Raw genomic sequence first — 26505 nt, forward strand, 5'->3', positions numbered from 1 at the left:
GCCGCAACAGTGGCAGCCGGACGCACCTGGCTGCCATCGCTCACTTCGGCTTGCTGTACCACAGCGCGTTGACGATCACCCAGCGCTCGCCGAACCGCCCCATGTGGAAATAATCCACGAACCACGGGGTTTCCAGCCGCACCGAGGCGGCGTTGCCAACGACATCGAGCACCTTGCACTGCCGGTTCCACGCGGCCTTCGGCGTCTTCAGCGCGCCGGCCCGGGTCAACCCGACCAGTTCCTCTTTCGACATCCGGCGCAGGCCAAGCCGCTCGTCCGGCGTATCGCCCAGGATCGCGCGCTTGGCCAGGTCCGGGTGCAGCGAGCGCGCCACGCGCTCGGGATTTCCTTCCAGCTGCCCATCCACATAGTCGAAGCAGGTTGCTTCGATGGCGGCCAGCGTGGCCGGATCAGGACCCTGGGCCGCCTGTGTGGCGGCCGCGGCAACCGCGAGCATCAGGGACAACGTCGACATCGATTCTCTCCGGCAGGGGGACGTTCGAACGGATCACGCCGCGTTGCGGTGGCTCACCCCTGCGACAGGCATCCCCAGCCGTCGACCTGGCCGCTGTAGGAGACCGCCTCGCTGGCAAGCAGGCCTTCGAAGCCCGAGATGTTCTGGTGCGTCGGCAGCATCAGCGGATGCACCACCACCTGCCATGGGAACTCATCGTTGCCCTCGTACGCGGCGAAGGACACCTTCTGGTCGTTCTTGAGCAGGTGCACGGCGAAGGCGATCGCCACGTCCTGGGTCGGGAAGATCAACGCGAAATCCACCTCGCGCGGAATCGTCAGATCGTCGCCGTCCTGCAGCATGTTCCAGAGCACATCGCCATTTTCATCTTCCGGGTACAACGACAGATCGCGGGACATGGCACTCCAGGGCTTGGGCAAGCGGATCAACGAACGATGGCTCGATGGTATGCCGCCAGCGGAGCCCCGAACAACCCGCGCGCGGCGCTACGTGGGATCGGGCAGCGCCAGCCACGCCAGCTTGCGCTCCCGTGGTTGCCGCTTGAGCTGCCACTCGGCCTTCGAGGCCGCCGCGCGGTCCGGGTAGGCGCGCATCGCCAGCACCTTCACCGGCGGGTTCGCCCGCGTGTATTTCGCCCCTTTACCGGCGAGGTGGGCCTGGAAGCGCGCGTCCACGTCGTTGCTGATGCCGGCGTAATAGCTGCCGTTGCGGCATTCGAGCAGGTACAGGTACCAGAGGGCGGGTTCAGCGGGCATACCGGGATTATCGCCCGGAGCGGGCCCGGCGGCTGCTAGAATCCGCCCCGGATGCAGGAGAGAGGCGCCGCGCTGGCGCCCGCCGAAGGCGCAGGCTCCCATAATCGCTCAGGCCGGTGGCTGCACAGCCACCAACCATGCATCCGACACGCCGATCTGGAGAGAGGTCTTCAATGACCCGCCGAAGGGGCACGTGGCCTTGGCCACCGAACTCTCAGGCAAAAGGACAGCGGGAGCGGCAACGGAATCCCACCCACGACAGTGCAGCAGCGCTGGCGTGACGCGTGCGCGTTTTCCGTCCCCGCCTGCCGTGTCCCCGGAGCCACCCCCATGCTGCTCTCCCTGATCTACCTCATCGCCATCTCGGCCGAAGCCATGACCGGCGCCCTGTCGGCCGGCCGCCGCCGCATGGACCTGTTCGGCGTGGTCATCATCGCCTGCGTCACCGCGCTCGGTGGCGGCTCGCTGCGCGACATCGTGCTCGGCCACTACCCGCTGGGCTGGGTGAAACATCCGGAATACCTGGGCTTCACCATCTGCGCGGCACTGATCGCCACCTGGGTCGCCCGCTGGATGCATCATTTCCGCCGGACCTTCCTGGTGCTCGATGGGCTGGGACTGATCGCCTTCACCCTGATCGGCTGCGCGGTCGCACGCGAGGGCGGGCACACCGTGCCGATCATCCTGATCGCCGGCATGCTCACCGGTGCGTTCGGCGGCGTGCTGCGCGATGTGCTGTGCAACGAGGTGCCGCTGATCTTCCAGAAAGAACTGTATGCGGTGATCACCCTGCTCACCGGTGCGGCGTACCTGGCGCTGCTGGAACTCGGCGTGTCGCTCAACGCGGCGACGCTGTGGTGCCTGGGCGGCGGCTTCCTGTTCCGCCTGCTGGCGATCCATTTCAAATGGGAAATGCCGAAGTTCGTGTACCGCGACGAGGTGCATTGAACGGAACGTTCAATGCACCGGTAGCACCCGACCGTTGGTCGGGTGGCCTGACACACGTTCAATGCACCGGTAGCGCCCGACCGTTGGTCGGGTGGCCTGACACACGTTCAATGCACCGGTAGCACCCGACCGTTGGTCGGGTGGCGGCGTGTATCGACCAACGGTCGGTACCTACCGACGGCATGCATGCGCCTTCCCGTGACCACCTTGGTCGGATGACGCAATGCACCCATCCACCCGGGCCCTGCCCCATGACCAAGGGCATGTGAGTGCAGGCACCCACACGCGGTACCATGACGCCCCCGCCCCTCCCGGGTCGGTATCCAGCCACGCTGCGGCATTCGACCAGCGGCCCCGCCAGACAACCCCACTTCGCCCCGCCTGCCCCCACGGGCCGGTAAACCATGGACGCGTTCGCCGTGTGGCGTACGCGCAGGATGCCCCATGTCTGCCCCGCTCCCCTCGCGTTCCCGTCGTCTGTTCAAACCGCTGTTGGTCGTGGCCGTACTGGCCGCCGCCGTGATCGCCTGGCGGGTGTTGTCGCCCGCGCCGACCGCCGAGGCCGCGCCTGCGAGCACCGCCACCCCGGTACGCGTGGCCACCGCAACGCAGGAAGACCTGGTGGTGCGCCTGAAGGCGCTCGGGACGGTGACGCCGCTGCATACGGTGGGCATCCGCAGCCGCGTGGATGGCGAGCTGCTGCGGCTGGCGTTCTCCGAGGGCCAGCACGTCAAGGCCGGCGAGCTGCTGGCCGAGATCGATCCGCGCCCGTTCCAGGTACAGCTGTCGCGTGCGCTGGGCACCCAGCAGCAGAACCTGGCCGAGCTCGACAACGCCGAGAGCCAGCTCAAGCGCTTCACGGAACTGCAGAGCAAGCACTTCGTCTCCGCGCAGGACCTGAGTGATCAGCAGAGCAAGGTGCGCCAGTTGCAGGGCCGTCGCCAGACCGACCAGGCGGCCGTGGATGAAGCACGCCTGCAACTGCAGTACACCCGCATCACCGCGCCGGTGGCCGGGCGCATGGGCCTGCGCAACGTGGACGTCGGCAACCTGGTCCGCAGTGGCGATACCGAACCGCTGGCCACCATCACCCAGACCATCCCGATCAGCGTGCTGTTCACCGTGCCCGAGCCGGACCTGCCGGCGGTGGTCGCCGCGGCACGCGCGAATCCGCAGCTGACCGTGGAAGCCTGGGACCGCGAAGAGCGCAACGCGCTCGGCGACGGCGTGCTCTCCAGCCTGGACAACCGCATCGACACCGCCACCGGCACGCTGAAGCTGCGCGCGCAGTTCGCCAATGCCGATGAGTCGCTGTTCCCCAACCAGTTCGTCAACGTGCGCCTCCAGGTCAGCAGCAGCGATGCGGTGGTCATTCCGAACGCGGCCGTGCAGTTCGGCAGCAAGGGCAGCTACGTCTACGTGATCGCCGCCGATGCCACCTCGCACCTGCGCAACGTAGTGCTCGGCCCGGCCGATGGCGAGCGCGTCTCGGTGCGCGAAGGACTCAACGCCGGCGAGCGTGTGGTGGTGGAAGGCATCGACGGCCTGCGCGACGGCGCCAAGGTCGAGGTGGTGGAGCAGGACCCGCCGCGGACCGGCGCATGAACCTCTCGCGCCCCTTCATCGAGCGCCCGGTCGCGACCACGCTGCTGATGGTGGCGCTGCTGCTGTCCGGCGTGATGGCCTACCGCCTGCTGCCGGTCGCGGCGCTGCCGCAGGTCGATTACCCGATCATCCAGATCACCACGCTGTATCCCGGTGCCAGCCCGGAGGTCACCACCAGCGCGATCACTGCGCCGCTGGAACGCCAGCTCGGGCAGATTCCCGGCCTGAAGCAGATGTCCTCGACCAGCTCCGGCGGGGCGTCGGTGATCACCCTGCAGTTCTCGCTGGAGGTCGCGCTCGGCGTGGCCGAACAGGAAGTGCAGGCCGCGATCAACGCCGCCGACAGCTTCCTGCCCGACGATCTGCCGGTGCCACCGGTGTATCGCAAGGTCAATCCCGCCGACACCCCGATCCTGACCCTGGCGGTAACCTCGCAGGGGCTCTCGCTGCCGCAGGTGCACGATCTGGTCGATACGCGCATGGCGCAGCGGCTCTCGCAGCTGCCCGGCGTCGGGCTGGTCAGCCTGGCCGGCGGTCAGCGTCCGGCAGTCCGCATCCAGGTCAATCCGTCCGCGCTGGCCGCCAACGGCCTGAGCATGGCCAGCATCCGCGCCGCGATCGGCACGGCCAACGTCAACATGCCCAAGGGCAGCTTCGACGGTCCGACCCGCGCGATCATGCTCGATGCCAACGACCAGATGCGCTCGGTGGCCGAGTACCGCGCCCTGATCCTGGCCTGGAAGGACGGCGCACCGCTGCGCCTGGGCGACGTCGCCACCATCGAGGATGGCGCCGAGAACCGCCAGCTGGCCGCGTGGTCGGGCACCACCCCGGCGGTGCTGATCAACATCCAGCGCCAGCCCGGCGCGAACGTGATCGCCGTGGTCGACCAGGTGCGTGCGCTGCTGCCGCAGCTGCAGGCCTCGCTGCCGGCCGGGGTGGATGTGGCCATCCTGAGCGATCGCACCGAATCGATCCGCGCATCCATCCGCGGCGTGCAGCACGAGCTGCTGATCGCGATCGCACTGGTGGTGATGGTCACCTTCCTGTTCCTGCGCAACATCCCGGCCACGATCATTCCCAGCATTGCGGTCCCGCTGTCGCTGGTGGGCACGTTCGGGGTGATGCTGCTGGCCGGCTTCTCGCTCAACAATCTCACCCTGATGGCGCTGACCATTGCCACCGGCTTCGTGGTGGACGATGCGATCGTGATGCTGGAGAACATCGCCCGTCACCTAGAGCGCGGCGCGACGCCGATGCAGGCGGCACTCAAGGGCGCCAGGCAGATCGGCTTCACCCTGATCTCGCTGACCCTGTCGCTGATCGCGGTGCTGATCCCGCTGCTGTTCATGGCCGACGTGGTCGGCAAGCTGTTCCATGAGTTCGCGATCACGCTCGCGGTCGCGATCGGCATCTCGCTGCTGGTCTCGCTGACGCTGACGCCGATGATGTGCGCGCGCCTGCTCAAGGCCGGCCACGCCACCCGTCGCGATGCCGACGGGCACGAATCGGCGCAGCAGGGCGACCCGTTCGACCGCGTCGTGGCGGTCTACGACCGCCAGCTGGACTGGGTGCTGCAGCGCCAGCCGCTGATGCTGGCCGCGACCGTGGCCACGCTGGTGCTGACGGCGCTGTTGTACGTGTGGGTGCCCAAGGGCTTCTTCCCGGTGCAGGATGCCGGGCTGATCCAGGGCATCAGCGAGGCGCCGCAGTCGATCTCCTTCCAGGCGATGTCGCAGCGCCAGCAGGCACTGTCGGCGGCGCTGCTGGACGACGAGGATGTGGCCAGCCTGTCCTCGTTCATCGGCGTGGATGGCAACAACGCCACGCTCAACAGCGGGCGCCTGCTGATCGAATTGAAACCGCACGCGCAGCGCGACGCCGATGCGCAGGCGATCATCGCGCGGCTGCAGCAGCGCGTGGCGCATGTGCCGGGCATCAGGCTGTACCTGCAGCCGGTGCAGGAGCTGGGCATCGAGGACCGGATCAGCCGGACCCAGTACCAGTTCACCCTGACCAGCCCGGACATCGCGCAGCTGGACACGTGGACACCGCGCCTGCTCGCGCATCTGCAGCAGTCGCCGGCGTTGGCCGACGTCGCCAGCGATCTGCAGAACCAGGGTCTGCAGGCGCACGTGGTGATCGACCGCGTGGCTGCCGCGCGCCTGGGGATCAGCGTGGAGACCATCGCCGACGCACTGTACGACGCGTTCGGGCAGCGCCAGATCTCGACCATCTTCACCCAGGCCAACCAGTACCGCGTCGTGCTGGAAGCGCGCCCGGACGTGGCCTTCGGCCCGGATGCGATCGCACGCCTGCACGTCACCGGTCCGGACGGACGGCAGGTGCCGCTGGGCGGCATCGCGCGGATCGAGCAGCGCCCCGCGCAGCTGCTGATCAACCACGTCGGCCAGTTCCCGGCGGTGACGTTCTCGTTCAATCTCGCCCCGGAGGCGTCGCTGGGCGAAGCGGTGGAGGCGATCGAGGGCGCACGCGCGGCGATCGGACTGCCGACCAGCGTGGAGCTGCGCCTGCAGGGTGCGGCCGATGCATTCCGCGCGTCGCTGTCGAGCACCTTGTGGCTGGTGCTGGCGGCGGTGGTGGTGATGTACCTGGTGCTGGGCGTGCTCTATGAGAGCTTCATCCACCCGATCACCATCCTCTCCACACTGCCCTCGGCCACCGTGGGGGCGTTGCTTGCCCTGCTGGTCAGCGGGCGCAGCCTGGACCTGATCGCGGTGATCGGCATCGTGCTGCTGATCGGGCTGGTCAAGAAGAACGCGATCATGATGATCGACTTCGCGCTGGAAGCCGAGCGCGAGCACGGCATGGCGCCGCGTCAGGCCATCCATCAGGCCGCGTTGCTGCGCTTCCGCCCGATCCTGATGACCACGCTGGCCGCGTTGTTCGGCGCGATTCCGCTGATGTTCGCCAGCGGCTCGGGCGCGGAGCTGCGCCAGCCGCTGGGCCTGGTGATGGTCGGCGGGCTGATCGTCAGCCAGGTGTTGACCCTGTTCACCACGCCGGTGATCTATCTGTTCTTCGACCGCTTCCGCCAGCGCCCCGCGCCGGTGACCGACGAGGCTGACGAGGCGCTGGCGTGAGTCCGCTGTCGCGGGCGATCGGCTGGTTCGTCCAGCATCCGGTGGCCACCGTGCTGCTGGCGGTGGCGGTGGTGCTGGCCGGCCTGCTCGGCCTGCGCCTGCTGCCGGTCGCGCCGCTGCCGCAGGTCGACTACCCGGCGATCAACGTCAGTACCAGCCTGCCCGGCGCGAGCCCAGAATCGATGGCGGCCAACGTCGCCACGCCGCTGGAACGTGCCCTGGGCACCATCCCGGGGCTGACCGGGATCGACTCGGCCAGTACCCAGGGCTCGACGCAGGTCGAGTTGAAGTTCGCGCTCGGCCGCAACGTGGACGATGCCGCACGCGACGTGCAGGCCGCGATCAACGCGGCGCGCGCGCAGCTGCCCAGCGGCATGCCGGGGATGCCGCAGTACCGCAAGGTGAATCCCTCGCAGGCGCCGATCATGGCGCTGGCGTTGAGCTCGGACAGCCTCGCGCCGGGGCAGATCTACGACGTGGCCTCCACCGTGATCGCGCAGAAACTGGCGCAGATTCCCGGCGTCGGCGAGGTGCAGGTGGGCGGCAGTTCGCTGCCGGCGGTGCGCGTGTCGCTGGATCCCAATGCGCTGAACCACCATCGCATCGCGCTGGACGACATCGCCGCGGCGATCCGCAATGCCAACGCGCTCAAGCCGCTGGGGACGGTGGCCAGCCAGACGCAACAGTGGCAGCTGGAAGCCACGCTGCAGCTGCGCACCGCCGCCGAGTACCGCCGCCTGATCGTGGCGATGCGCGATGGCCGCCCGGTCTACCTGGAGGACGTGGCCGGGATCAGCGAAGGGGTCGAGGACCGCTACGCCAGCGGCTTCCACAACGAGCGCCCGGCGGTGCTGCTGATCGTCAGCCGCCAGCCGGACGCCAACATCATCGAGACCGTCGACGCCATCCAGGCGCAGATGGACACGCTGCAGGCGCTGCTGCCGGCCAACATCGACATGCAGGTGGTGATGGACCGCTCGCCGGTGATCCGCGCCACCCTGCGCGAGGCCGAACTGACCCTGCTGCTGGCGATCGCCCTGGTGGTGCTGGTGGTGCTGGCGTTCCTCGGCCACTGGCGCGCGGCGCTGGTGCCGACCGTGGCGATCCCGGTCTCGCTGCTGGGCGCGCTGGCGATCATCGCCCTGCTCGGGTTCTCGCTCAACACGCTCTCGCTGATGGCCCTGATCGTGGCGGCGGTGCTGGTGGTCGACGATGCGATCGTGGTCCTGGAGAACATCGCCCGCCATCGCGAGGAAGGCGCCTCGCCGATGACCGCCGCGCTGCGCGGCGCGGGTGAAGTCGGTGCCACGCTGCTGTCGATGAACATCGCGCTGGCCGTGGTGTTCATCTCGATCCTGTTCCTGGATGACTTCGTCGAGAGGCTGTTCCGCGAGTTCTCGCTGACCCTGGTGGCAGCGATGGGCGTCTCGCTGCTGGTCTCGCTCAGCCTGACCCCGATGCTGTGCGCGCGCCTGCTCGGTCAGGCACGGCCCGGCCCCGGCAATGGGCTGCAGCGCGCAGGCACCGCGCTGTTCGAGCGCCTGCGCGGCGCCTACGTGGGCAGCCTGCAGACGATGCTGCGCTGGCTCGCGCTGCCGCTGCTGCTGTTCGCTGGCGTGATCGCGTTGAACGTGTGGCTGTTCCAGCAGGTGCCCAAGGGCATCGTGCCCAAGCAGGACACTGCCCAGCTGCGTGGCTTCGCGCGCGGCGACGACGGCCTCTCGTTCCAGGTCATGCAGCCCAAGATCGAGGCCTACCGCAAACTGCTGCTGGCGGACCCGGCGATCAGCGACATCATCGGGTACATCGGTGGCCGCAGCGGGGTCAACAACGCCTTCATCATGATCAAGATGAAGCCGCTGGCCGAGCGCAAGGTCTCCAGCCAGCAGGTGATCGACCGCCTGCGCGCCAACATGCCGAAGATTCCGGGCGGCGGCATGTTCCTCTGGGTGGACCAGGACATCAAGCTGGAAGGCAGCGGCGACAGCGGCCAGTACGAGTTCCAGCTGCTCTCCGGCGAACTGGAACCGCTGCGGCAATGGACGCCCAGGGTGGCCGATGCACTGCGCGCCCTGCCCGAGCTGGTCGATGTGGAATCCAAGGGCGATGAAGGCATGCGCCAGGTGGTGCTCGACATCGACCGCGATGTCGCGGCACGCCTGGGCGTGGACATGCGCATGATCGCCTCGGTGCTCAACAACGCCTTCAGCCAGCGCCAGGTCGCCACGCTGTACGACACCCTCAACCAGTACCGCGTGGTGATGGAGCTGGACCCGCGCTACACCCAGGATCCCTCCACGCTGGAGCAGATCCATGTGATCGGCAAGGACGGCCAGCGCCTGCCGCTGTCGTCCATCGCGCGGTGGGCGTACGGCATGGCACCGGACCGGATCTATCACAGCCAGCAGTTCGCCTCGGTCTGGATCGAGTTCGCGCTGGCGCCCGGCGTCACCCTCGACCAGGCGGTGAAAGCGGTGGACCAGGCCATGGCCAGGATCATGCTGCCCACCCATGTGCAGGCGCGGCTCAGTGGCGAGGCCGGTGGCTTCGAGACGCTGCGCGAGCGCCAGCTGTGGCTGATCCTCGGCGCGATGCTGGCGGTGTATCTGGTGCTGGGCGTGCTGTACGAGAGCTTCGTACAGCCCCTCGCGATCCTCTCCACCCTGCCCTCGGCGGGCGTGGGCGCATTGCTGGCGCTGATGGCGTTCGGCAACGAGTTGAACCTGATCTCGCTGCTCGGCCTGTTCCTGCTGGTGGGCGTGGTGATGAAGAACACCATCCTGATCATCGACTTCGCACTGTCGGCCGAACGCGAGCGTGGCCTGTCGTCATATGACGCCATCTGCGAAGCCGCACGGCTGCGGTTCCGACCGATCCTGATGACCAGCGTGGCGGCCCTGCTGGGCACGTTGCCGCTGATGCTGGCGACCGGTGAGGGCTGGGAGATGCGTCAGCCGTTGGGCATTGCGATTGTCGGCGGCCTGCTGGTCAGCCAGTGGCTGACCCTGTACACCACGCCGGCGATCTATCTGGCGTTGGCGAAGCTGAGGCGTGCCGCGTGATCATCGAACGCGCGACACCCCAGGGTAGAGCCACGCCATGCGTGGCTGCTTCTGCATACGGCGCTGCGGTACTGCGCGTAGCCACCCATGGGGTGGCTCTACCCCCGGATCAACGCCCGCTTATGCCGCTTCGCTGATCCGCACCGCCCGCCGCGCACGCACCGCTTCGGCCAGGCTTTCCAGCACCGCCAGCGAGCTGTCCCAGCCGATGCAGCCATCGGTGATGCTCTGGCCGTAGGTCAGCGGCTGGCCGTCGACCAGGTCCTGCCGGCCGGCCACCAGATGGCTCTCCACCATGACACCGACGATGCGCTCTTCGCCATTGGCCAGCTGGGCGTTGATGTCCGCGATGACCTTCGGCTGGTTCTCCGGATTCTTGCTGCTGTTGGCGTGGCTGGCATCGATCATGATGCGCGCGGCCAGGTGCGACCTGGCCAGGGTCTGGCTGGTCGCTTCAACGTGGTCGGCATCGTAGTTCGGGGTCTTGCCGCCGCGCAGGATCACGTGGCAATCCGGGTTGCCGGCGGTGGCGACGATGGCGGTGCCGCCCTCCTTGGTCACCGACAGGAAGTGATGCGGATTGGAGGCCGCACCAATCGCATCGGCAGCGATCTTGATGTTGCCGTCGGTGCCGTTCTTGAACCCTACCGGGCAGGACAGCCCCGAGGCAAGTTCGCGATGCACCTGGCTTTCGGTGGTCCGCGCGCCGATCGCGCCCCAGGCGACCAGGTCGGCGATGTACTGCGGCGAGATCACGTCGAGGAATTCAACGCCGGCCGGCAGGCCGAGCTTGTTGATGTCGCGCAGCAGACCGCGCGCCACGCGCAGGCCCTTGTTGATGTTGAAGCTGCCGTCCAGGTCCGGATCGTTGATCAGGCCCTTCCAGCCGACCGTGGTGCGGGGCTTCTCGAAGTACACGCGCATGACGATTTCCAGCTCGTCGGCGTAGGCATCGCGCAGCGGCTTGAGGCGCTGAGCGTATTCGATGGCGGCCACCGGGTCATGGATCGAGCACGGGCCGATCACCACGGCCAAGCGGTCATCGCGGCCGTGCAGGATCTCGTGCAGGGCCGCGCGCGAGGCGCTGACCGTATCGGAGGCTTCATCGTCGCAGGGCAGCATCGCCAGCAGCTGTGCCGGCGGGGTCAACGGTTCGATCTTGCGGATGCGCAGGTCGTCGGTATGGGGGGGCATGGGGTAACTCCTTGGAAGTGGGGGTCCCCAGCGCAGCGGCAACAAAAAAGCCGCCAGATGCGCTGGCGGCTTTCGGGAATGCGTCTGAAGGTTTCTTCAGGGTGAGCGCATGCCTTCCTCCGCCGGTGGCTTCGGAAAGTAATACCAAAAGTAAGCGTTGGCAGGGCGTGCGTTCATTGGGGAGTATTGATAACACAGGGGTTTGGAGGTGCCAACTGTTTCATTCGCAACTGCGATGCGCGTTCAGCCGTCATCCGTCCCACTGCCCGATCACCCGCGCGGCAGTGCCGCCAGCTCGGCCAGGTGCTGCTGCAGGGTTCCCGCGGCACCCAGCGCATGGGTGGTGGTGAAATACTCATGCCAGCCGGTGGCGCCGATTGCCGCCAGCAGGGCATCGGCATCCAGCCGCTCGGCGCACTTCCACACTGCATAGAACTGCTCGGCCGTGGTGTGCGGCACGTCCTGTTCGATGCGGCCCATCGCCACCGGCGTGATCCGGGCCGGGTCCACGTGCTGCATGCCGGCCCCGATGCGGGCGAAGAACGCACCGCGCGATACCGGATCCAGTGCGGTCCAGGCAGGGGTGGCGGTGTACAGCTCGATCAACATGTGCGACATGGCATTCCTTGAGGTCAGAGCGAGCGCAGCGCGCGCTTGCGGATGTAGGTGTTGGCCGGATCGTCGGCGTGCTGTTGCTGCCATTCGCCGCACAGCGCGCGGACCCAGTCCGGCTGGGTCTTGCCGGCGTCGTTGAGCCAGTTGCCCACCGAGTCCTGCACGTAGCGCGAAGCGTCGCAGCGCAGTGCCTGCAGCAGCGGCAGGGCGTGGTGTGGTTCCTGCTTGAACAGCGTGATGTGGGCTGCCCAGACACCCCGCGGACGCAGCGCTTCGCAGGCGAAGCGGCGTACGTTGGGCGAGGGGTCGGTGCTCCAGCCGTGCAGGTGCGTCAGCACGCGCAGCGGTTCGGAGACGATATGCGGTCGCACGGCCAGCCACGCCCACTCACGCACACCAAAGTGCGCGTCGTCGGCCAGCGGGCGCAGCGCATCCAGCTTGCGCTCCAGAGACAAGGCGGGATCGCTGCCGATCAGATAGCAGGCCCAGCCACGCACTGTGTCACTGGCATGCCGCGCCCAGTGCGCGTGGTCGCCGTGACCATGCACGCGCAGCAGAGTGGCCGCGCCCTGCATGCGCAGGGTGATGCCGCGCTTGGCTGCGTTGCGCATCGGGGTGATCGCCGAGGCTGGCAGGCCGGGCGCGATATTGGCCATGAGCCTGGCGAAGTCCACTGCCAGCACTTCGGCCAGATGGGTCGCTTCGGCCTCGCCCCCATCGAGCTGGCCGCGGCGTTCGCGTGAGAGCGCCTGCTTCTTCATGCCGCCCTTCCCGCATCGGTGCGCGCCCAGATGCGGCACAGCATGCCGCTGAGCAGGGTGCGCTCTGCTTGATCGAGGTCGGCGAACAGGTCGCGTATCCACTGGGTGTGGTGGTCGAAGAGTGAGAGTGCCAAGGCCTCGCCGGCCGTGGTCAGGCGCACGTTGATGCGGCGCTTGTCGCCTGGATCCACATGCCGCTCCAGCAACCCGTCGCGCTCCAGCCCATCCAGCAGGCCGCTGACGGTGGCACGGGTGACCCCGGCGCGCTCGGCGAGCTGATGCGGCGACAACGGCGCCTCGGCGCCTTGCAGCAGGAAGAGCAGAACAAATCGACCTTCGCTCAGCCCCAACGGGGCCAGCCGCTGCGCGCAGTCCTGGTCAATCGCGGCGGCCAGTGAAAGCAGCTGAAAGCACTGTGCCAGCCCGTCCGGCTGCGCTTGGCCACGGCGTTGCATTTCGGCCAGGAATGCCTGGTGCTTCAGGGCCAGCATGCGTGTTCCGGACAGATGATTAGGCACCTAATCATAGCCGGATTCAGGCGCGGCGTGGATACGGGCGGCCGGCGTCCGCCGTCGGCCCCGGCTACGCAGGCGCACGCCAGCCAGGGGGCATGGATGGCAGGCAGATGCGGGCGATCAGGCCACCGCCCTCGCGCGCCAGCAGGTGCAGCTCGCCGCCATGCTGGCGTGCCGCGCCCTGCGCCACGGCCAGGCCCAGGCCAATGCCGCCGGTGCTGCGGTTGCGTGAACCTTCGTGGCGCTGGAACGGCTGCAGCACCCGCGCCTTGTCGGTGTCGGCGATGCCGGGACCGCGGTCGGCCACCTCGAGATGGATCACGCCATCACCCATGTCGAGGCGCACCTCGGCTGTGCCGGCATAGCGGAGGGCGTTGTCGATGAGGTTGTCCACCGCGCGCCGCAGCTGCAGCGCGTCGACGGCCAGGGTGACCGGGTCGGCATGCGCGAGCCGCACGTCCGCGCCACGTGCCTGCGCATGTTGGGCGCACTCTTCCAGCAGCAGATGCAGCGGGGTGGGATGGTGCTGCGCGGCATGCAGTTCGCCCCGTGCATAGTCCAGCACCTGGTCGATCATGCTGGTCATGCGTGCGATGTCGGCCACCATGCGTTCGGCCTGGGCCGGCGGTGCGCTGTCGGCGCGCAGGCGCAGGCCGGTAAGAGGCGTACGCAGGTCGTGGGCGACGGCGGCCAGCATGCGGGTCACCTCATGCGCCTGATCACGCAGGCGTTCGCGCGCGGCGTTCATCGCCTCGGCCATGACCTGCACTTCGCGCGGCCCCTCGACAGGCAGGCGCGCGGTGGACTGCAGCGAGAGATCCGCGCTGGCATCGGCCAGACGGCGCAGTGGCCTGGTCACCCGCAGTGCAAGCCAGGCCGCCAGCGGCGCCAGCAGCAGCGCGCCAGCCAACAGGGCCAGCAGCACCTGGCGCCGCCATTGCAGCAGTGCGCTGTAGTCGGCGCCGACCACCGTCCATTGGCCATCAGGGCGCTGCACCGCCAGTTCGAACGTCGGCCACAGCAGGCCGGGCAACAGCAATGCGTCCTCCACCGTGGCACGCTGCTCGGGTCCGCTGGCCAGCAGCTGCCCCTGCTTGATCACCTGTACCTGCACGGCGGCGGGATCGGTGCTGCGCTGCCAGACTGTGCGTACCCGCGCGCGCGGCACATCCAGGCGGGCTGCCACCACGCTGCTCATCCAGTCATTGTCGTTGCCCGCCGGCGGCTGCGCCTGCCGCCAGCGGCGCAGGCCCAGGTCGGCGGCGGCACGCTCGCCGGTCATCACCTGCAACGCCTGGTACAGGTTCATCTGCGGCGCGGCCGGGCTGGGCAACGCCCACACCACCGCGAAGCTGACCCCCTGTGCCACCAGCAGCGTGGCCAGGGTCAGCAGCGCCACCCAGGTGGCGGTGCGCCAGGGGCGGCTCATCGGCGGACAACCGGGACTGCGAAGCGATAGCCCTCCCCGCGCAGGGTCTGCACCAACGCGTCGCCGCCCGCCGACGCCTGGGCAAGCTTGCGGCGCAGGCGGCTGACCGCCAGGTCGATGGCACGGTCGAACGGTTCGCTGTCCTCGCCCCGCGTGAGTCGCAGCAGCTGCTCGCGGCTGAGCACGCGGCCGGCGCGTTCGACCAATACGCGCAGCAGCGCGAACTCGCCGCGGGTGAGGGCGATCTCATTGGCCTCCGGCGTAAGCAGGCGATGCTGCTCCACCTGCAGTTCCCAGCCCTCGAAATGCAGCGTGGTGGACGGCGCGACCGTCTCCCCCTTTTGCGCGCGGCGCAACAGCGCGCGCACGCGGGCCAGCAGCTCGCGCGGGTCGAATGGCTTGGCCAGGTAGTCATCGGCGCCCATCTCCAACCCGATCACCCGGTCGGGGGTGCTGCCCATCGCGCTGAGCATCAGGATCGGGATGCCGCTGGCCTGCAAGCGGCGGCAGACCGACAGGCCGTCTTCGCCGGGCATCATCCAGTCGAGCACGATGAGGGCGCTGCGCTGCTGGGCCAGCAGTGCATCCAGCATGGCCGCATCGGCCGCCACCCGCACCTGGTAGCCGTGCTGGCGCAGGCAGTCGGCGATGGCGTCGCGGATGCTGGCGTCGTCGTCCACCACCACGATGTCGGTTGCTGCAGGCATGGGCCGATTATGGCGTGGGTTTGTATCGGGACTGTATCGGCACGCGTACCGCGCCGACATCACGCCGATACAGCCACCGGTTGCACTGGCCTTCCCCAACGGAGACCGCCCCATGCGCATCACGCCCCTGCTCGCCCTGGCCTGCCTGCCCCCCCTGCCCGCGCACGCTGCGCCTGCCACCCACGAGATCCCGATGTGGATGCAGGGCGGTCATCCCACCGTCGCGGTGCAGTTGGGTGACCGCGTGGAGCCGCTGCACTTCGTGATCGACAGTGCGGCCGGGGCCACCGTGATGGACCAGGCCACGGCGCGACGACTGGGGCTGGATGACCCGGCTGCGGCAGGCGTGGAGGTGGAAGGCGCGACCGACAGCCGTGCGGTGCTGCGCCGCACCCGCAGCACCCGCTGGCAGGTGGGCACCCTGTCGTTCGAGGCCGCAGCCATGCAGACCGACCTGAGCCGGTTGGGCAAGGACGGCCGGCGCATCGACGGCATTCTCGGCAACGATGTCACCGACCGCTTCGATACAACCTTCGATATCGCCGGCCAGCGCGTGCTGCTGCAGCCACCGGGGCAGATGCCGGCGGACCCCGGGTGCGTACCCAATGCCGTACCGGTCCGCGATGCGAGCATGCAGCGGTTCGGCTTCATCCCGGTCCAGCTGGGCTCACCGGCGGTGGAGGCCGTCGCGCTGGTGGACACCGGCGCGGCGCAGACCGTGCTCAACAGCGCCGCCGCCACTGCGCTGGGCCTGCGCACCGATGGTAGCGATGCGCGCGTGCGGGTACGCGAAAAGGGCACCCGCGGGCTGGGCGACCGCGTGATGGAGACCTGGCTGGCCACGCTGCCGGGCCTGCGCATGGGCCGTTGGCAGCACCACGCGCTGGAGGTGCGGATCAGCGAACTGCCGGTGTTCGCCTCGCTGGGATTGAAGGAACGGCCGGCATTGATCCTGGGGGCCGATGCCATGGCCGATACGCAGGTGCAGGTTGGCAGTGGCGCGCAATGGGTCTGCCTGCGCGGCGCTGCCCCCTGAGGAACGCGCGCATGAAAAAACCCCGCCGATCGGCGGGGTTTTCCTGTAAGCAACGGTGCTGGCAGCGTGCCGGCCCCGGAGGATCGGCCGCTGCCGCGCGGTGGACTTAGAAGTCCATGCCGCCCATGCCACCCATGCCGCCCATGCCGCCGCCAGCTGCGCCAGCGCCGTCATCCTTCTTCGGGGCGTCGGCAACCATGGCTTCGGTGGTGATCATCAGGCCAGCGATCGAGGCAGCGTTCTGCAGCGCCGAACGGGTGACCTTGGTCGGGTCCAGGATGCCGAATTCCAGCATGTCGCCGAATTCGCCGGTGGCCGCGTTGTAGCCGAAGCTGCCGGTGCCTTCCTTGACCTTGTTGACGATCACGGACGGCTCTTCGCCAGCGTTGGCCACGATTTCGCGCAGCGGGGCTTCCATCGCGCGCAGGGCGATCTGGATGCCGTGGTTCTGGTCTTCGTTGGCACCCTTCAGGCCGCTCAGCGCGGTGACCGCACGGACCAGCGCAACGCCGCCGCCCGGGACCACGCCTTCTTCAACGGCTGCACGGGTAGCGTGCAGGGCGTCGTCGACGCGATCCTTCTTTTCCTTCATTTCGATTTCGGTCGAGGCGCCGACCTTGATCACGGCAACGCCGCCGGCCAGCTTGGCCACGCGTTCCTGCAGCTTCTCGCGGTCGTAATCCGACGAGGTGTCTTCGATCTGGGTCTTGATCTGGGTGACACGCGCTTCGATGTTGGCCTTCTCGCCGGCGCCATCGATGATCGTGGTGTTTTCCTTGGAGACCTGCACCTTCTTGGCGCGGCCCAGGTCCTTGATCGTCGCCTTTTCCAGCGACAGACCGATTTCCTCGGAAATCACGGTGCCGCCGGTCAGCACGGCCATGTCTTCCAGCATCGCCTTGCGACGATCGCCGAAGCCCGGAGCCTTGACGGCCACGACCTTCACGATGCCACGGATGGTGTTGACCACCAGGGTCGCCAGCGCTTCGCCTTCGATGTCTTCGGCGATGATCAGCAGCGGCTTGCCGGCCTTGGCGACGCCTTCCAGCACGGGCAGCAGGTCGCGCACGTTGGAGATCTTCTTGTCGTGCAGCAGCACGTACGGATCGTCCAGGTCAGCGGTCTGCGACTGCTGGTTGTTGATGAAGTACGGGGACAGGTAGCCACGGTCGAACTGCATGCCTTCGACGACGTCCAGCTCGTTGTCCAGGCCCGAGCCTTCTTCAACGGTGATGACGCCTTCCTTGGTCACGCGGCGCATCGCTTCGGCGATGATGTTGCCGATCGACTCGTCCGAGTTGGCCGAGATCGTGCCGACCTGGGCGATCGCCTTGTCGTCAGCGGTCGGCTTGGAGATGTTCTTCAGCTCGGCGACGGCGGCGATCACGGCCTTGTCGATACCGCGCTTGAGGTCCATCGGGTTCATGCCGGCCGCGACGGCCTTGGCGCCTTCGCGGATCAGGGCCTGGGCCAGCACGGTGGCGGTGGTGGTGCCGTCGCCGGCGTCATCGTTGGTGCGCGACGCGACTTCCTTCACCATCTGCGCGCCCATGTTCTCGAACTTGTCAGCCAGTTCGATTTCCTTGGCGACGGAGACGCCGTCCTTGGTGATGGTCGGCGCGCCGAAGCTCTTTTCGAGCACGACGTTGCGGCCTTTGGGGCCCAGGGTGGCCTTGACGGCATTGGCGAGAACGTTGACGCCGCGCACCATGCGGGCGCGGGCATCTTCACCGAAACGAATATCTTTGGCAGCCATTGCGATTACCTTTTATGTAGAGCCGGGCCATGCCCGGCGTCATGAATGACGGAACGAAGCAACATCCGGCAGCGCCAGGCCAGGCCCGGCGACGCCCACTCAGCCGACGATGGCGAGGATGTCGTCTTCGCGCAGGACCTTGAACTCGACGCCTTCGGACTTGTAGCTGCTGCCGGCGTACTGACCGTAGATGACCTTGTCACCGACCTTCAGCGACGGCGCGCGCACGCTGCCGTTGTCCAGGGGCTTGCCCGGGCCGACGGCCACGACTTCACCCTTGGTCGACTTTTCCTTGGCGGAATCCGGAATCACGATGCCGCCGGACGAGATTTCGTCGGCTTCGATCGGCTTGACTACGACGCGGTCATGAAGCGGCTTGATGCTCATGTGAGACCCTTTTAAGTTGTTGATTGGTCTAGGAAAGTCTGGCGATGTTAGCACTCGCACAGGGCGACTGCCAGCCACGCTCACGAAAAAACCCGACGGTGCGGGACAGAGCAGAGATGGTGCTGGCCCCTCCCCTTTCAAGGGCAGCCGGTCGGATTTTTTTGCCGGACCACCCCTGGATGTGAATGTTTGACGCAGTTCTCAATGCGAAAGGTCGAACACGACAGTCCAATCGATGTGTCATCTGGATTGCGTAGATTCGAGCGGCACTGACCAATCACAAGGAGCCGTAGATGAGGTTGCTGACGCCGCTATCCCTGGCCTGCCTGCTGGCGCTGGCCACCAGCCCGGCCCGGGCCGATGTATTCATCAATGAACTGCATTACGACGACAGCACCCCCGCCGGGGACGTCGGCGAGGCGATCGAGGTGGTCGCCACGGCCGGTGAAGACCTGTCCGGCTACCGGCTCTACCTCTACAACGGCAGCAACCCTGCGGCCGCCGCGGTCTACGCCGAGAACGCAGTCCCGGCCGGCACCGCCAGCTGCGGCAGCGCGCGGCTGGCCACGGTCAGCTACCCGACCAACGGCATCCAGAACGGTCCCAACGACGGCATCGCCCTGGTCGATGCCAGTGGCAGGGTGGTCCAGTTCCTCAGCTACGAGGGCACCATCACCGCCGCCGGGGGGCCTGCCGCAGGCCTGACCAGCCAGAACATCCCGGTCAGCGAGACCAACGGCACCGCGCCGGGGACCTCCCTGCAGCTGACCGGTGCCGGCAGCCAGTACGCGCATTTCACCTGGACCGCCTCGGCCGCGCAGACCTTCGGCGGCTGCAACCACGGGCAGACCTTCAGCGGCGGCGGCCCGACCGGCCCGAACACGGCGCCCTCGGTCACCGCCACCACCCCCGAGCAGGGCGCCAGCACCTTCCCCGCCGCCGCCGACCTCAGCGTCACCTTCAGTGAGCCGGTCACGCTGTCCAGCGGCGCCTTCGCGCTGAGCTGCGGCCAGTCCGGCACCGTGGCGCTGAGCCACCCGACCACCGGCACCCGCTTCACCCTGGCCACCAACACGGCGCTGGTGGCGGGTGAAGCCTGCCGCTTCGACATCCGCGCCACCCGCGTGAAGGATGCCCAGGGCGCGCGCCCGGCCGCCGATACGCGCATCGCCTTCACCGTGGCCACCGCCACCACGCCCGATCCGGGCAATCCCGGCACGCCCGGGGAGTACTACGGCAGGGTCAACACCTCCACCCCCAGCCAGCTGCGCTGCTCGCTGCACGAAACCATCAAGGGCCACACCGCCTATCCATACAGCGGCTCGGGCACCAGCACCTGGACCATCCTGGAGATCGCCGACGAAGATCCCAACAACAGCGGCAACATCCTCGATGCCTACCGCAACCGCAGCTACACCAAGGTCAGCGGCCGTGCGGGCACCGGCAGCGGGCTGACCTACAACCGCGAGCACACCTGGCCGAACTCGCTGGGCTTTGCCAGCACCACCGGCGACAAGGGCCTGCCCTACGCGCCCTATACCGACACCCACATGCTGTATCTGACCGATGCGCAGTGGAATGCGGACCGCGGCAACAAGCCCTTTGCCAAATGCGACAGCAACTGCGGGGAACGCGCGACCGAAGCCAACAACGGGTTCGGCGGCGGCAGCGGCGGCTACCCCGGCACGTCCAACTGGGTGCGCACGCCGGATGGCAATGGCGGCTCGTTCGAAGTGTGGGGCCACCGCAAGGGCGATATGGCGCGTGCGGTGATGTACATGGCGATCCGTTATGAAGGCGGTAAAGATGCCAAAACCGGGCAGTCCGAGCCGGACCTGGAGCTGACCGACGACCGCAGCCGGATCGTCAAGACCTCGGCCTCGCCGGCCTACATGGGCCTGCTCTCGACCCTGATCGACTGGCACCTGTCCGACCCACCGGACGCGGCAGAACGCGCCCGCAACGAGGTCATCTTCAGTTTCCAGGGCAACCGCAATCCGTTCATCGACCACCCGGAGTGGGCCACCCCGGCGCTGTTCACCTCGGCCCAGCCGGCGACCTGCCAGCTGGCCAACTGAGCCCGGCCGACCGGCGCCCCCTCGCGGCGCCGGTCGGACCATTGGCCTCGCACGGTCCTATACTCGGCGGTCATGTCGATCGCCGATCCCGTCTTCCTGCTGTTCACCACCTGCCCCGACGTGGCCTGCGCCACGCGGCTGGCGCATGCGCTGGTGGACGAACGCCTGGCCGCCTGCGTCACGCGCCTGGACGGGGCGCACTCGACCTACCGCTGGCAGGGCGAGGTCACCGAGGACCATGAGGTCCAACTGCTGATCAAGACCACCGGCAGCCGCCTGGAGGCCGCGATCGCGCGCGTGCAGGCCCTGCATCCGTATGAACTCCCCGAGTGCATCGCGGTCGAAACCCGCGCCGGCCTGCCGGCGTACCTGGATTGGATTCGGGCCCAGACCCGTGAGGAAAGTGATTGATGACGCTGTTTCGTCGTGTTGCCGCGCTGTGCGCGTTGCTCGTGCTCTCCCTGCCGGCCTGGGCAGTCAGCGAAAAGGACCTGCTCCCGGTCGATGAGGCTTTCGGGCTCACCGCACAGGCGCGCGATCGCGACCGGGTGGAGATCAGCTGGAAGATCGCCCCGGGCTATTACCTGTATCGCCATCGCACCACGGTGAAGGCCGCTGCCGGCTTCGATGCCGAGGCGCTGCAGCTGCCCGCCGGCAAGAAGCACCACGATGATTTCTTCGGCGAGGTGGAGACCTACCGCGAACGCCTGACCGGCGTGCTGCCGGGCAAGGCCGCCGACGGCACCGACACCGTCACGCTGGAAGTGCGCTACCAGGGCTGCGCCGATGCGGGCGTGTGCTACCCGCCGCAGAAGCGCACGCTGCAGGTGAAGCTGCCGGCCGGCGGCAGCGCCGCGGCCAGCACCACGCCGGCCGCCGCCGGCGCTGCCGCCTCCCCGTTCAACAACCCGCTGGCCGGCAACACCGGCACCGGGCTGCGCCTGCCGGGCACCAGCAACACCCAGGCGTTGCCGCTGCCGTCCGAGCGCGCGTTCGGCTTCGATGCGATCGTCGGCGATGGCAATACCGTGCTGCTGCGCTTCACCCCCGCGCCGGGTTACTACCTGTATCGCGACCGCACCTCGCTGGCACTGGAAGGTGCCCCGGGCATCCGCGCGGACAAGCCGAAGTGGCCGGCCGCCCAATCCCACCGCGATGAGCACTTCGGCGATGTGGCGGTGTATTTCGACCAGGTCGACGTGCCGCTGCCCCTGCGCCGCAGCACCGCCGGTGCCTCCGATGCCACCCTGGTGATCACCTTCCAGGGCTGCCAGACCGACGGCATCTGCTACCCGCCGATGACGCGCCGGGTAAAGCTGGCGCTGCCGGCAGGCACGACCAACGCCAAGGCCGATGAGGTCGCGCAGAAGACCGAGGTCATCGCACCGCTGCCCACGCGTGACAAGCGTGCCCTGGCCCGCGGCGACGCCGGCAGCCAGCCGATGCTGATCCGCCCGAACGAACCTGCCCTGGCCGTGCCGGGCGACACCGCCGCCACGCCCGATGCGAGCGCGGACAACGCGCAGCGCACGCCGCCGCCGGTCGCCCCGACGGCCGCACCGGGCAACCTGCTGGTGCTGCTGCTGTTCGCCGTGGCCGGTGGCCTGATCCTCAACCTGATGCCGTGCGTGCTGCCGATCCTGTCGCTGAAGGTGCTGGGCGTGGCGCAGAGCGGCGAGAGCCGCCAGCGCGCGCGCAGCCATGCGCTCTGGTACACCGCCGGCGTGCTGGTGGCCTTCGCCGCCATCGGCGCGCTGGTGATCGCGCTGCGTGCGGCTGGCCAGGCCGCAGGCTGGGGCTTCCAGCTGCAGCACCCGTGGTTCATCGCCGCGCTGGTCTACCTGATGTTCGCCGTCGGCCTGAGCCTGTCGGGCGTGTTCACCCTCGGCGGCAGCATGGGCGGTGTCGGCCAGTCGCTGGCCTCGCGCAGCGGCCCGGTCGGTGATTTCTTCACCGGCGTGCTCGCCTGCGTGGTCGCCAGCCCGTGCGTGGCCCCGTTCATGGGCCCGGCGCTGGCGTATGCCTTCGCCGCCCCGGGCCTGCAGGCGATGCTGGTGTTCCTGGCGCTCGGCCTGGGCCTGGCGCTGCCGTTCCTGCTGATCGGCTTCGTGCCCTCGCTGGCCCGTCGCCTGCCGCGGCCGGGCGCGTGGATGGAGACCCTCAAGCTGGTGCTGGCCTTCCCGATGTACGGCACCGCGATCTGGCTGCTGTGGGTGCTGGGCAAGCAGCGCGGCGTGGATGCGATGGCGCTGGTGCTGGGCGGCCTGGTGATCCTGTCGCTGGCGCTGTGGTGGTTCGAACGCAGCCGCTGGCGCAGCCAGCGCGTGGCCGGCCTCCTGGCCACGCTGCTGATCCTCGCCGCGCTGTATCCGATCTGGGGCGTGACCCGCCTGGATCCACCGGCCAAGGCCGCACAACCGGCCAGCGACAACGTGGTCGAGTACTCGCCGCAGATGCTTGATCGCCTGCGCCAGGACAACCGCGTGGTGTTCGTCAACATGACCGCCGACTGGTGCGTGACCTGCAAGGCCAACGAACGCGCCGTGCTCGGCACCAACGCCTTCCGCGACACCCTGCGCCGGACCAACGCGGTCTACATGCGGGGCGACTACACCAATGTCGACCCGCAGATCACCGCGTTCCTGGATGAACACAAGGCCGTCGGCGTGCCGCTGTACGTGGTCTACGGCCCCGGCGCACCGCCGACCGTGCTGCCGACCGTGCTGACCCAGGCGCTGGTGGAAGAAGCCCTGCTGCGGACCGCGCGATGAGGACGCGGCCACCACGCCGGATGGTCGTGGTGGTCGTGATCGCCGCCGTGCTCGGTATCGGCGCCGGCGTGTGGCTCCCGGGACGGGAAACCGGTCCGGCCTCCGCCCCGCCACCGCCGCGCCCGGTGGTGGCCCCGGCCCGGCCCGGCGACCCGCTGCCGGCGATCATCCTGCCCGATCTCCACGGCCAACCGGTGGATCTGGCCCGCTTCCGCGGGCGGCCGCTGCTGATCAACGTCTGGGCCAGCTGGTGCGGCCCGTGCGTGGAAGAAATGCCCGCGCTGACCGCGTTTGCCGCCGGCCAGGGCACCGGCGGGGTGCAGGTGCTCGGGCTGGCGCTGGATACGCCCGAGGGCGTGCGCGACTTCCTGACCCGCATTCCGGTCACCTACCCGATCCTGCTCGAGACGCCCGGGCCGACCGATGCCAGCGTGCGGCTGGGCAACGCGCAGGGCCTGCTGCCGTACTCGGTGCTGATCGATGCGCGGGGACGGATCGTGAAACAGAAGCTGGGGCCGTTCGCGGCCGGTGAGATCGAGGCCTGGGCGAGGCACTGACGGCAGCGCGGGGACGATCCACAGTCCCCGCGTGCACGTTTCTTTGCTGTCGGCCGGCTTACCCGAACCAGCGACGCAGATAGCGCGCGGTCGCGCCCTGCGCGGCACGGCTGACCTGCGCGGGGATGCCTTCGGCCACGATCCGGCCGCCCTCTTCGCCCGCACCCGGTCCCACATCGATCACCCAGTCCGCGTCGGCGACCACGCGCAGGTCATGCTCCACCACCACGACCGTGTTGCCGGCATCGACCAGCCCGTGCAGCTGCGTCATCAACTTGTCCACGTCGGCCGGATGCAGGCCGGTGGTCGGCTCGTCCAGCACATACAGGCTGTTGCCGTGCTGGCTGCGCTGCAGCTCGGTGGCCAGTTTGATGCGCTGCGCCTCGCCACCGGACAGTTCCGTCGCCGGCTGGCCCAGGCGCAGATAGCCGAGGCCGATATCCCGCAGCAGCTGCAGCGGGCGCTGCACCGGCGGCTCATCGGCGAAGAAGTCCAACGCCTCCTCCACCGTCATCGCCAGCACCTGCGCGATGTTGCGGCCGTTCCACTGCACCTCCAGCGTCTTGGCGTTGTAGCGCTGGCCATGACAGGTGGGGCATGGCGCGTAGACGCTGGGCATGAACAGCAGCTCGACATGGACGAAGCCTTCGCCCTCGCAGGTCTCGCAGCGCCCGGCGGCGACGTTGAACGAGAAACGACCCACGCTGTAGCGGCGCGCCTTGGCCGCGCGCGTGCCGGCGAACAGCTTGCGCACATGATCGAACAGGCCCGTATAGGTGGCCAGGTTGGAGCGCGGCGTGCGCCCGATCGGCTTCTGGTCGACGTTGACCAGACGCTTGATCGCCTTGGCGCCGTTCAACCGGCCGCGGGTACGTTCGATGCGGCTGGGCTGCGGCAGTTCGCTGTCGTTTTCCTCGATCACCGGCTCCTGCCCCAGGTGTTCGCCGACCAGCTCGACCAGGGCCTGGCTCACCAGGCTGGACTTGCCCGAGCCGGACACGCCGGTCACCGCCGTGAACGCGCCCAGCGGAAAGCGCGCGTCCACGCCATGCAGATTGTTGCGATGGATGCCCTGCAGGCCCAGCCAACCGGACGGCGCCCGCGGCGTGCGGCGTGGTCCGTGATCGTCCTCGAACAGATACGGCGCGGTCACCGAGGCCTTGATGGCGCGCAGGCCTTCGGGGGGCCCGCTGTAGAGCACATGGCCGCCGTGCTGGCCTGCGCCCGGGCCGACGTCCACCAGCCAGTCCGCGCGGCGCAGCATCTCCAGATCATGCTCGACCACGAACAAGGTATTGCCGCCGGCCTTGAGCTGCGCCAGTGCGTCGTACAGGGCCTCGCCGTCGGCCGGATGCAGGCCGGCAGTCGGCTCATCCAGCACGTACACCACGCCGAACAGGCTGGAGCGGATCTGCGTCGCCAGGCGCAGGCGCTGCAGCTCGCCCGGCGACAATGTCGGGGTGGCGCGATCCATCGACAGATAGCCCAGGCCGAGCGACTGCAGCGTGCCGATCCGCTCGACCAGATCATGCGCGATGCGCTGGGCGGCGATGCGTTTCTCCTCGGACAGATCCGGCGTGCGGCGCACGTCGCTGCCGCCGGCATGCGCGTTGCCGCCGGCCGCCACGCGCTTGGCGGTGGCAACGCGGCCGGCGCTGCGGCTGCGCGTGGCCGTGGCCTTGGGCGCGTCGAAGTGGCCTTCGGCGGCTGGGCGCAGTGCCTGCGCCATGGCGCTCAGCGGCAGCTGTGACAGGGTGCCGATGTCCATGCCGGCGAACGTCACCGACAGTGCCTCGCGCTTCAGTCGACGGCCATCGCAGACCGGGCACTGCGCGCCGATCATGTAGCGCGCCACGCGCTTTTTCATCATCGCGCTCTGCGTGGTCGCAAACGTATGCAGCACGTAGCGGCGCGCCCCGCTGAAGGTGCCCATGTAACTGGGCTCTTCCTTGCGGCGGAGGGCAGCGCGGGTCTCGGCCGGCGTAAAGCCGGCGTAGACCGGTACCACCGGTTGTTCCTCGGTGAACAGGATCCAGTCGCGCTGCTTTTTGGGCAGATCGCGCCAGGGAACATCCACGTCGTAGCCGAGGGTCACCAGGATGTCGCGCTGGTTCTGCCCGTGCCACGCCGGCGGCCATGCGGCGATGGCGCGTTCGCGGATGCTCAGCGACGGATCGGGCACCATCGACTGTTCGGTGACTTCATAGACGTAGCCCAGGCCATGACAGTTCGGGCACGCCCCCTGCGGCGTGTTCGGCGAGAAATCCTCGGCGTACAACATGGGCTGCCGTGCCGGATAGGTACCGGCACGCGAGTACAGCATCCGCAGCAGGCTGGACAGGGTGGTGACGCTGCCGACGCTGGAGCGCACGCTGGCGGTACCGCGCTGCTGCTGCAGGGCCACCGCCGGCGGCAGGCCTTCGATGGCATCCACATCGGGCACGCCGACCTGGTCGATCAAGCGACGTGCGTAGGGCGACAAGGATTCCAGGTAACGCCGCTGCGCCTCGGCGTAGAGCGTGCCGAAGGCCAGCGAGGATTTCCCCGAACCGGAGATGCCGGAGAACACCACCAGCGCATCGCGTGGAATGTGGACATCCACGTTCTTGAGGTTGTGTTCGCGTGCGCCCCGGACCCGCACGAAGGCATCCGGGGCAGTGCTGGGCGACGGGCGGCGCGTGCGCGTGGAAGTCTTCATGGATGAAGAATAGCGAACCACAGCGCCGGCTCACCGCCGGTGAAGACCGGTG

21 protein-coding genes and 2 riboswitches are annotated in these 26505 nt (G+C 68.4%); of the genes, 9 read left to right on the plus strand and 12 right to left on the minus strand.

Translation table 11 applies throughout. The features are described from left to right. Positions 1-40: 40 nt before the first annotated feature. The 3 genes from ABE424_RS09740 to ABE424_RS09750 all read right to left on the minus strand — a co-directional run bounded on the left by ABE424_RS09740 (position 41) and on the right by ABE424_RS09750 (position 1230). Positions 41-475 (minus strand): nuclear transport factor 2 family protein, encoded by a 435-nt coding sequence (locus ABE424_RS09740; RefSeq protein WP_346490711.1) that lies wholly within the window; start codon positions 473-475, stop codon positions 41-43. 53 nt (positions 476-528) lie between these two features. Continuing rightward, positions 529-873: a ribonuclease E inhibitor RraB gene (locus ABE424_RS09745; RefSeq protein WP_176988052.1), complete on the minus strand. Its 345-nt coding sequence runs from the start codon at positions 871-873 to the stop codon at positions 529-531. An 87-nt stretch (positions 874-960) separates the two neighbouring features. Next, positions 961-1230 (minus strand): GIY-YIG nuclease family protein, encoded by a 270-nt coding sequence (locus ABE424_RS09750; protein ID WP_121040315.1) that lies wholly within the window; start codon positions 1228-1230, stop codon positions 961-963. Positions 1231-1274: 44 nt separating this feature from the next. Next, a riboswitch (glycine riboswitch) is annotated at positions 1275-1368 on the plus strand. Between the two features lie 8 nt (positions 1369-1376). Then, a riboswitch (glycine riboswitch) is annotated at positions 1377-1468 on the plus strand. A gap of 92 nt (positions 1469-1560) precedes the next feature. On the opposite strand from ABE424_RS09750, the gene ABE424_RS09755 reads away from it, so the two are divergent. From ABE424_RS09755 to ABE424_RS09770, 4 genes are all read left to right on the plus strand, one after another. After that, positions 1561-2178, plus strand: a complete 618-nt coding sequence (locus ABE424_RS09755) for a trimeric intracellular cation channel family protein (RefSeq protein ID WP_121040317.1) — start codon at positions 1561-1563, stop codon at positions 2176-2178. A gap of 444 nt (positions 2179-2622) precedes the next feature. Continuing rightward, complete coding sequence (locus tag ABE424_RS09760; protein ID WP_346490710.1) at positions 2623-3783, plus strand: MdtA/MuxA family multidrug efflux RND transporter periplasmic adaptor subunit; 1161 nt, start codon at positions 2623-2625, stop codon at positions 3781-3783. Then, the gene (locus ABE424_RS09765; protein ID WP_346490709.1) at positions 3780-6887 is read left to right on the plus strand and encodes an MdtB/MuxB family multidrug efflux RND transporter permease subunit; all 3108 of its coding nucleotides are present in this window, start codon (positions 3780-3782) and stop codon (positions 6885-6887) included. Before ABE424_RS09760 ends, ABE424_RS09765 begins: the two co-directional genes overlap by 4 nt. Beyond that, on the plus strand, positions 6884-9949 hold the full coding sequence (locus tag ABE424_RS09770) for an efflux RND transporter permease subunit (protein ID WP_346490708.1): 3066 nt from the start codon (positions 6884-6886) through the stop codon (positions 9947-9949). Before ABE424_RS09765 ends, ABE424_RS09770 begins: the two co-directional genes overlap by 4 nt. 120 nt (positions 9950-10069) lie before the next feature. Here the strand turns inward: ABE424_RS09770 and aroG are convergent, their stop codons facing one another. The 6 genes from aroG to ABE424_RS09800 all read right to left on the minus strand — a co-directional run bounded on the left by aroG (position 10070) and on the right by ABE424_RS09800 (position 15170). Continuing rightward, on the minus strand, positions 10070-11143 hold the full coding sequence (gene aroG / locus ABE424_RS09775; protein ID WP_176988046.1) for a 3-deoxy-7-phosphoheptulonate synthase AroG: 1074 nt from the start codon (positions 11141-11143) through the stop codon (positions 10070-10072). A gap of 270 nt (positions 11144-11413) precedes the next feature. After that, positions 11414-11761: a DUF6616 family protein gene (locus tag ABE424_RS09780; protein ID WP_346490707.1), complete on the minus strand. Its 348-nt coding sequence runs from the start codon at positions 11759-11761 to the stop codon at positions 11414-11416. Positions 11762-11775: 14 nt separating this feature from the next. Then, positions 11776-12519: a DNA alkylation repair protein gene (locus tag ABE424_RS09785; RefSeq protein WP_346490706.1), complete on the minus strand. Its 744-nt coding sequence runs from the start codon at positions 12517-12519 to the stop codon at positions 11776-11778. Beyond that, complete coding sequence (locus ABE424_RS09790) at positions 12516-13010, minus strand: MarR family transcriptional regulator (protein WP_346490705.1); 495 nt, start codon at positions 13008-13010, stop codon at positions 12516-12518. The genes ABE424_RS09785 and ABE424_RS09790 overlap by 4 nt, the downstream gene beginning before the upstream one ends. A 91-nt stretch (positions 13011-13101) precedes the next feature. Further along, positions 13102-14463 carry a HAMP domain-containing sensor histidine kinase gene (locus ABE424_RS09795; RefSeq protein WP_346490704.1) on the minus strand — a complete coding sequence of 454 codons (1362 nt, stop codon included), beginning with the start codon at positions 14461-14463 and terminating at the stop codon, positions 13102-13104. After that, complete coding sequence (locus ABE424_RS09800) at positions 14460-15170, minus strand: response regulator transcription factor (RefSeq protein WP_346490703.1); 711 nt, start codon at positions 15168-15170, stop codon at positions 14460-14462. The genes ABE424_RS09795 and ABE424_RS09800 overlap by 4 nt, the downstream gene beginning before the upstream one ends. 112 nt (positions 15171-15282) lie before the next feature. Here ABE424_RS09800 and ABE424_RS09805 point away from each other — a divergent pair, with 112 nt between their 5' ends. Beyond that, a complete protein-coding gene (locus ABE424_RS09805) occupies positions 15283-16206 on the plus strand; it encodes a pepsin/retropepsin-like aspartic protease family protein (protein ID WP_346490702.1) in 924 nt (307 codons plus the stop codon). A gap of 106 nt (positions 16207-16312) precedes the next feature. Here the strand turns inward: ABE424_RS09805 and groL are convergent, their stop codons facing one another. Beyond that, positions 16313-17962: a chaperonin GroEL gene (groL, locus tag ABE424_RS09810; RefSeq protein WP_176988040.1), complete on the minus strand. Its 1650-nt coding sequence runs from the start codon at positions 17960-17962 to the stop codon at positions 16313-16315. 99 nt (positions 17963-18061) lie between these two features. Then, a complete protein-coding gene (locus ABE424_RS09815; protein WP_019183551.1) occupies positions 18062-18349 on the minus strand; it encodes a co-chaperone GroES in 288 nt (95 codons plus the stop codon). A 293-nt stretch (positions 18350-18642) separates the two neighbouring features. Between ABE424_RS09815 and ABE424_RS09820 the strand changes: the two genes are divergently transcribed. The 4 genes from ABE424_RS09820 to ABE424_RS09835 all read left to right on the plus strand — a co-directional run bounded on the left by ABE424_RS09820 (position 18643) and on the right by ABE424_RS09835 (position 23755). Beyond that, entirely contained in the window at positions 18643-20427 is a 1785-nt protein-coding gene (locus ABE424_RS09820; protein ID WP_346490701.1) for an endonuclease, read from the plus strand. Between the two features lie 72 nt (positions 20428-20499). Further along, positions 20500-20838 carry a divalent-cation tolerance protein CutA gene (cutA, locus tag ABE424_RS09825; RefSeq protein WP_176988038.1) on the plus strand — a complete coding sequence of 113 codons (339 nt, stop codon included), beginning with the start codon at positions 20500-20502 and terminating at the stop codon, positions 20836-20838. Then, the gene (locus ABE424_RS09830) at positions 20838-23198 is read left to right on the plus strand and encodes a protein-disulfide reductase DsbD (protein ID WP_346490700.1); all 2361 of its coding nucleotides are present in this window, start codon (positions 20838-20840) and stop codon (positions 23196-23198) included. The genes cutA and ABE424_RS09830 overlap by 1 nt, the downstream gene beginning before the upstream one ends. Further along, entirely contained in the window at positions 23195-23755 is a 561-nt protein-coding gene (locus tag ABE424_RS09835; RefSeq protein WP_346490699.1) for a TlpA disulfide reductase family protein, read from the plus strand. Before ABE424_RS09830 ends, ABE424_RS09835 begins: the two co-directional genes overlap by 4 nt. A gap of 58 nt (positions 23756-23813) precedes the next feature. Here ABE424_RS09835 and ABE424_RS09840 read toward each other — a convergent pair whose 3' ends face one another. Beyond that, positions 23814-26453: an excinuclease ABC subunit UvrA gene (locus tag ABE424_RS09840; protein WP_346490698.1), complete on the minus strand. Its 2640-nt coding sequence runs from the start codon at positions 26451-26453 to the stop codon at positions 23814-23816. Positions 26454-26505 lie beyond the last annotated feature (52 nt).

Source organism: Stenotrophomonas sp. TWI1149 (genome assembly GCF_039673155.1).
Taxonomy (GTDB): domain Bacteria; phylum Pseudomonadota; class Gammaproteobacteria; order Xanthomonadales; family Xanthomonadaceae; genus Stenotrophomonas; species Stenotrophomonas maltophilia_AA.

Coding starts and splice junctions, on each gene's coding strand:
- ABE424_RS09740 (WP_346490711.1), bottom strand. CDS start 475: ATGTCGACGTTGTCCCTGATGCTCGCGGTTGCCGCGGCCGCCACACAG.
- ABE424_RS09745 (WP_176988052.1), bottom strand. CDS start 873: ATGTCCCGCGATCTGTCGTTGTACCCGGAAGATGAAAATGGCGATGTG.
- ABE424_RS09750 (WP_121040315.1), bottom strand. CDS start 1,230: ATGCCCGCTGAACCCGCCCTCTGGTACCTGTACCTGCTCGAATGCCGC.
- ABE424_RS09755 (WP_121040317.1), top strand. CDS start 1,561: ATGCTGCTCTCCCTGATCTACCTCATCGCCATCTCGGCCGAAGCCATG.
- ABE424_RS09760 (WP_346490710.1), top strand. CDS start 2,623: ATGTCTGCCCCGCTCCCCTCGCGTTCCCGTCGTCTGTTCAAACCGCTG.
- ABE424_RS09765 (WP_346490709.1), top strand. CDS start 3,780: ATGAACCTCTCGCGCCCCTTCATCGAGCGCCCGGTCGCGACCACGCTG.
- aroG (WP_176988046.1), bottom strand. CDS start 11,143: ATGCCCCCCCATACCGACGACCTGCGCATCCGCAAGATCGAACCGTTG.
- ABE424_RS09780 (WP_346490707.1), bottom strand. CDS start 11,761: ATGTCGCACATGTTGATCGAGCTGTACACCGCCACCCCTGCCTGGACC.
- ABE424_RS09785 (WP_346490706.1), bottom strand. CDS start 12,519: ATGAAGAAGCAGGCGCTCTCACGCGAACGCCGCGGCCAGCTCGATGGG.
- ABE424_RS09790 (WP_346490705.1), bottom strand. CDS start 13,010: ATGCTGGCCCTGAAGCACCAGGCATTCCTGGCCGAAATGCAACGCCGT.
- ABE424_RS09795 (WP_346490704.1), bottom strand. CDS start 14,463: ATGAGCCGCCCCTGGCGCACCGCCACCTGGGTGGCGCTGCTGACCCTG.
- ABE424_RS09800 (WP_346490703.1), bottom strand. CDS start 15,170: ATGCCTGCAGCAACCGACATCGTGGTGGTGGACGACGACGCCAGCATC.
- ABE424_RS09805 (WP_346490702.1), top strand. CDS start 15,283: ATGCGCATCACGCCCCTGCTCGCCCTGGCCTGCCTGCCCCCCCTGCCC.
- groL (WP_176988040.1), bottom strand. CDS start 17,962: ATGGCTGCCAAAGATATTCGTTTCGGTGAAGATGCCCGCGCCCGCATG.
- ABE424_RS09815 (WP_019183551.1), bottom strand. CDS start 18,349: ATGAGCATCAAGCCGCTTCATGACCGCGTCGTAGTCAAGCCGATCGAA.
- ABE424_RS09820 (WP_346490701.1), top strand. CDS start 18,643: ATGAGGTTGCTGACGCCGCTATCCCTGGCCTGCCTGCTGGCGCTGGCC.
- cutA (WP_176988038.1), top strand. CDS start 20,500: ATGTCGATCGCCGATCCCGTCTTCCTGCTGTTCACCACCTGCCCCGAC.
- ABE424_RS09830 (WP_346490700.1), top strand. CDS start 20,838: ATGACGCTGTTTCGTCGTGTTGCCGCGCTGTGCGCGTTGCTCGTGCTC.
- ABE424_RS09835 (WP_346490699.1), top strand. CDS start 23,195: ATGAGGACGCGGCCACCACGCCGGATGGTCGTGGTGGTCGTGATCGCC.
- ABE424_RS09840 (WP_346490698.1), bottom strand. CDS start 26,453: ATGAAGACTTCCACGCGCACGCGCCGCCCGTCGCCCAGCACTGCCCCG.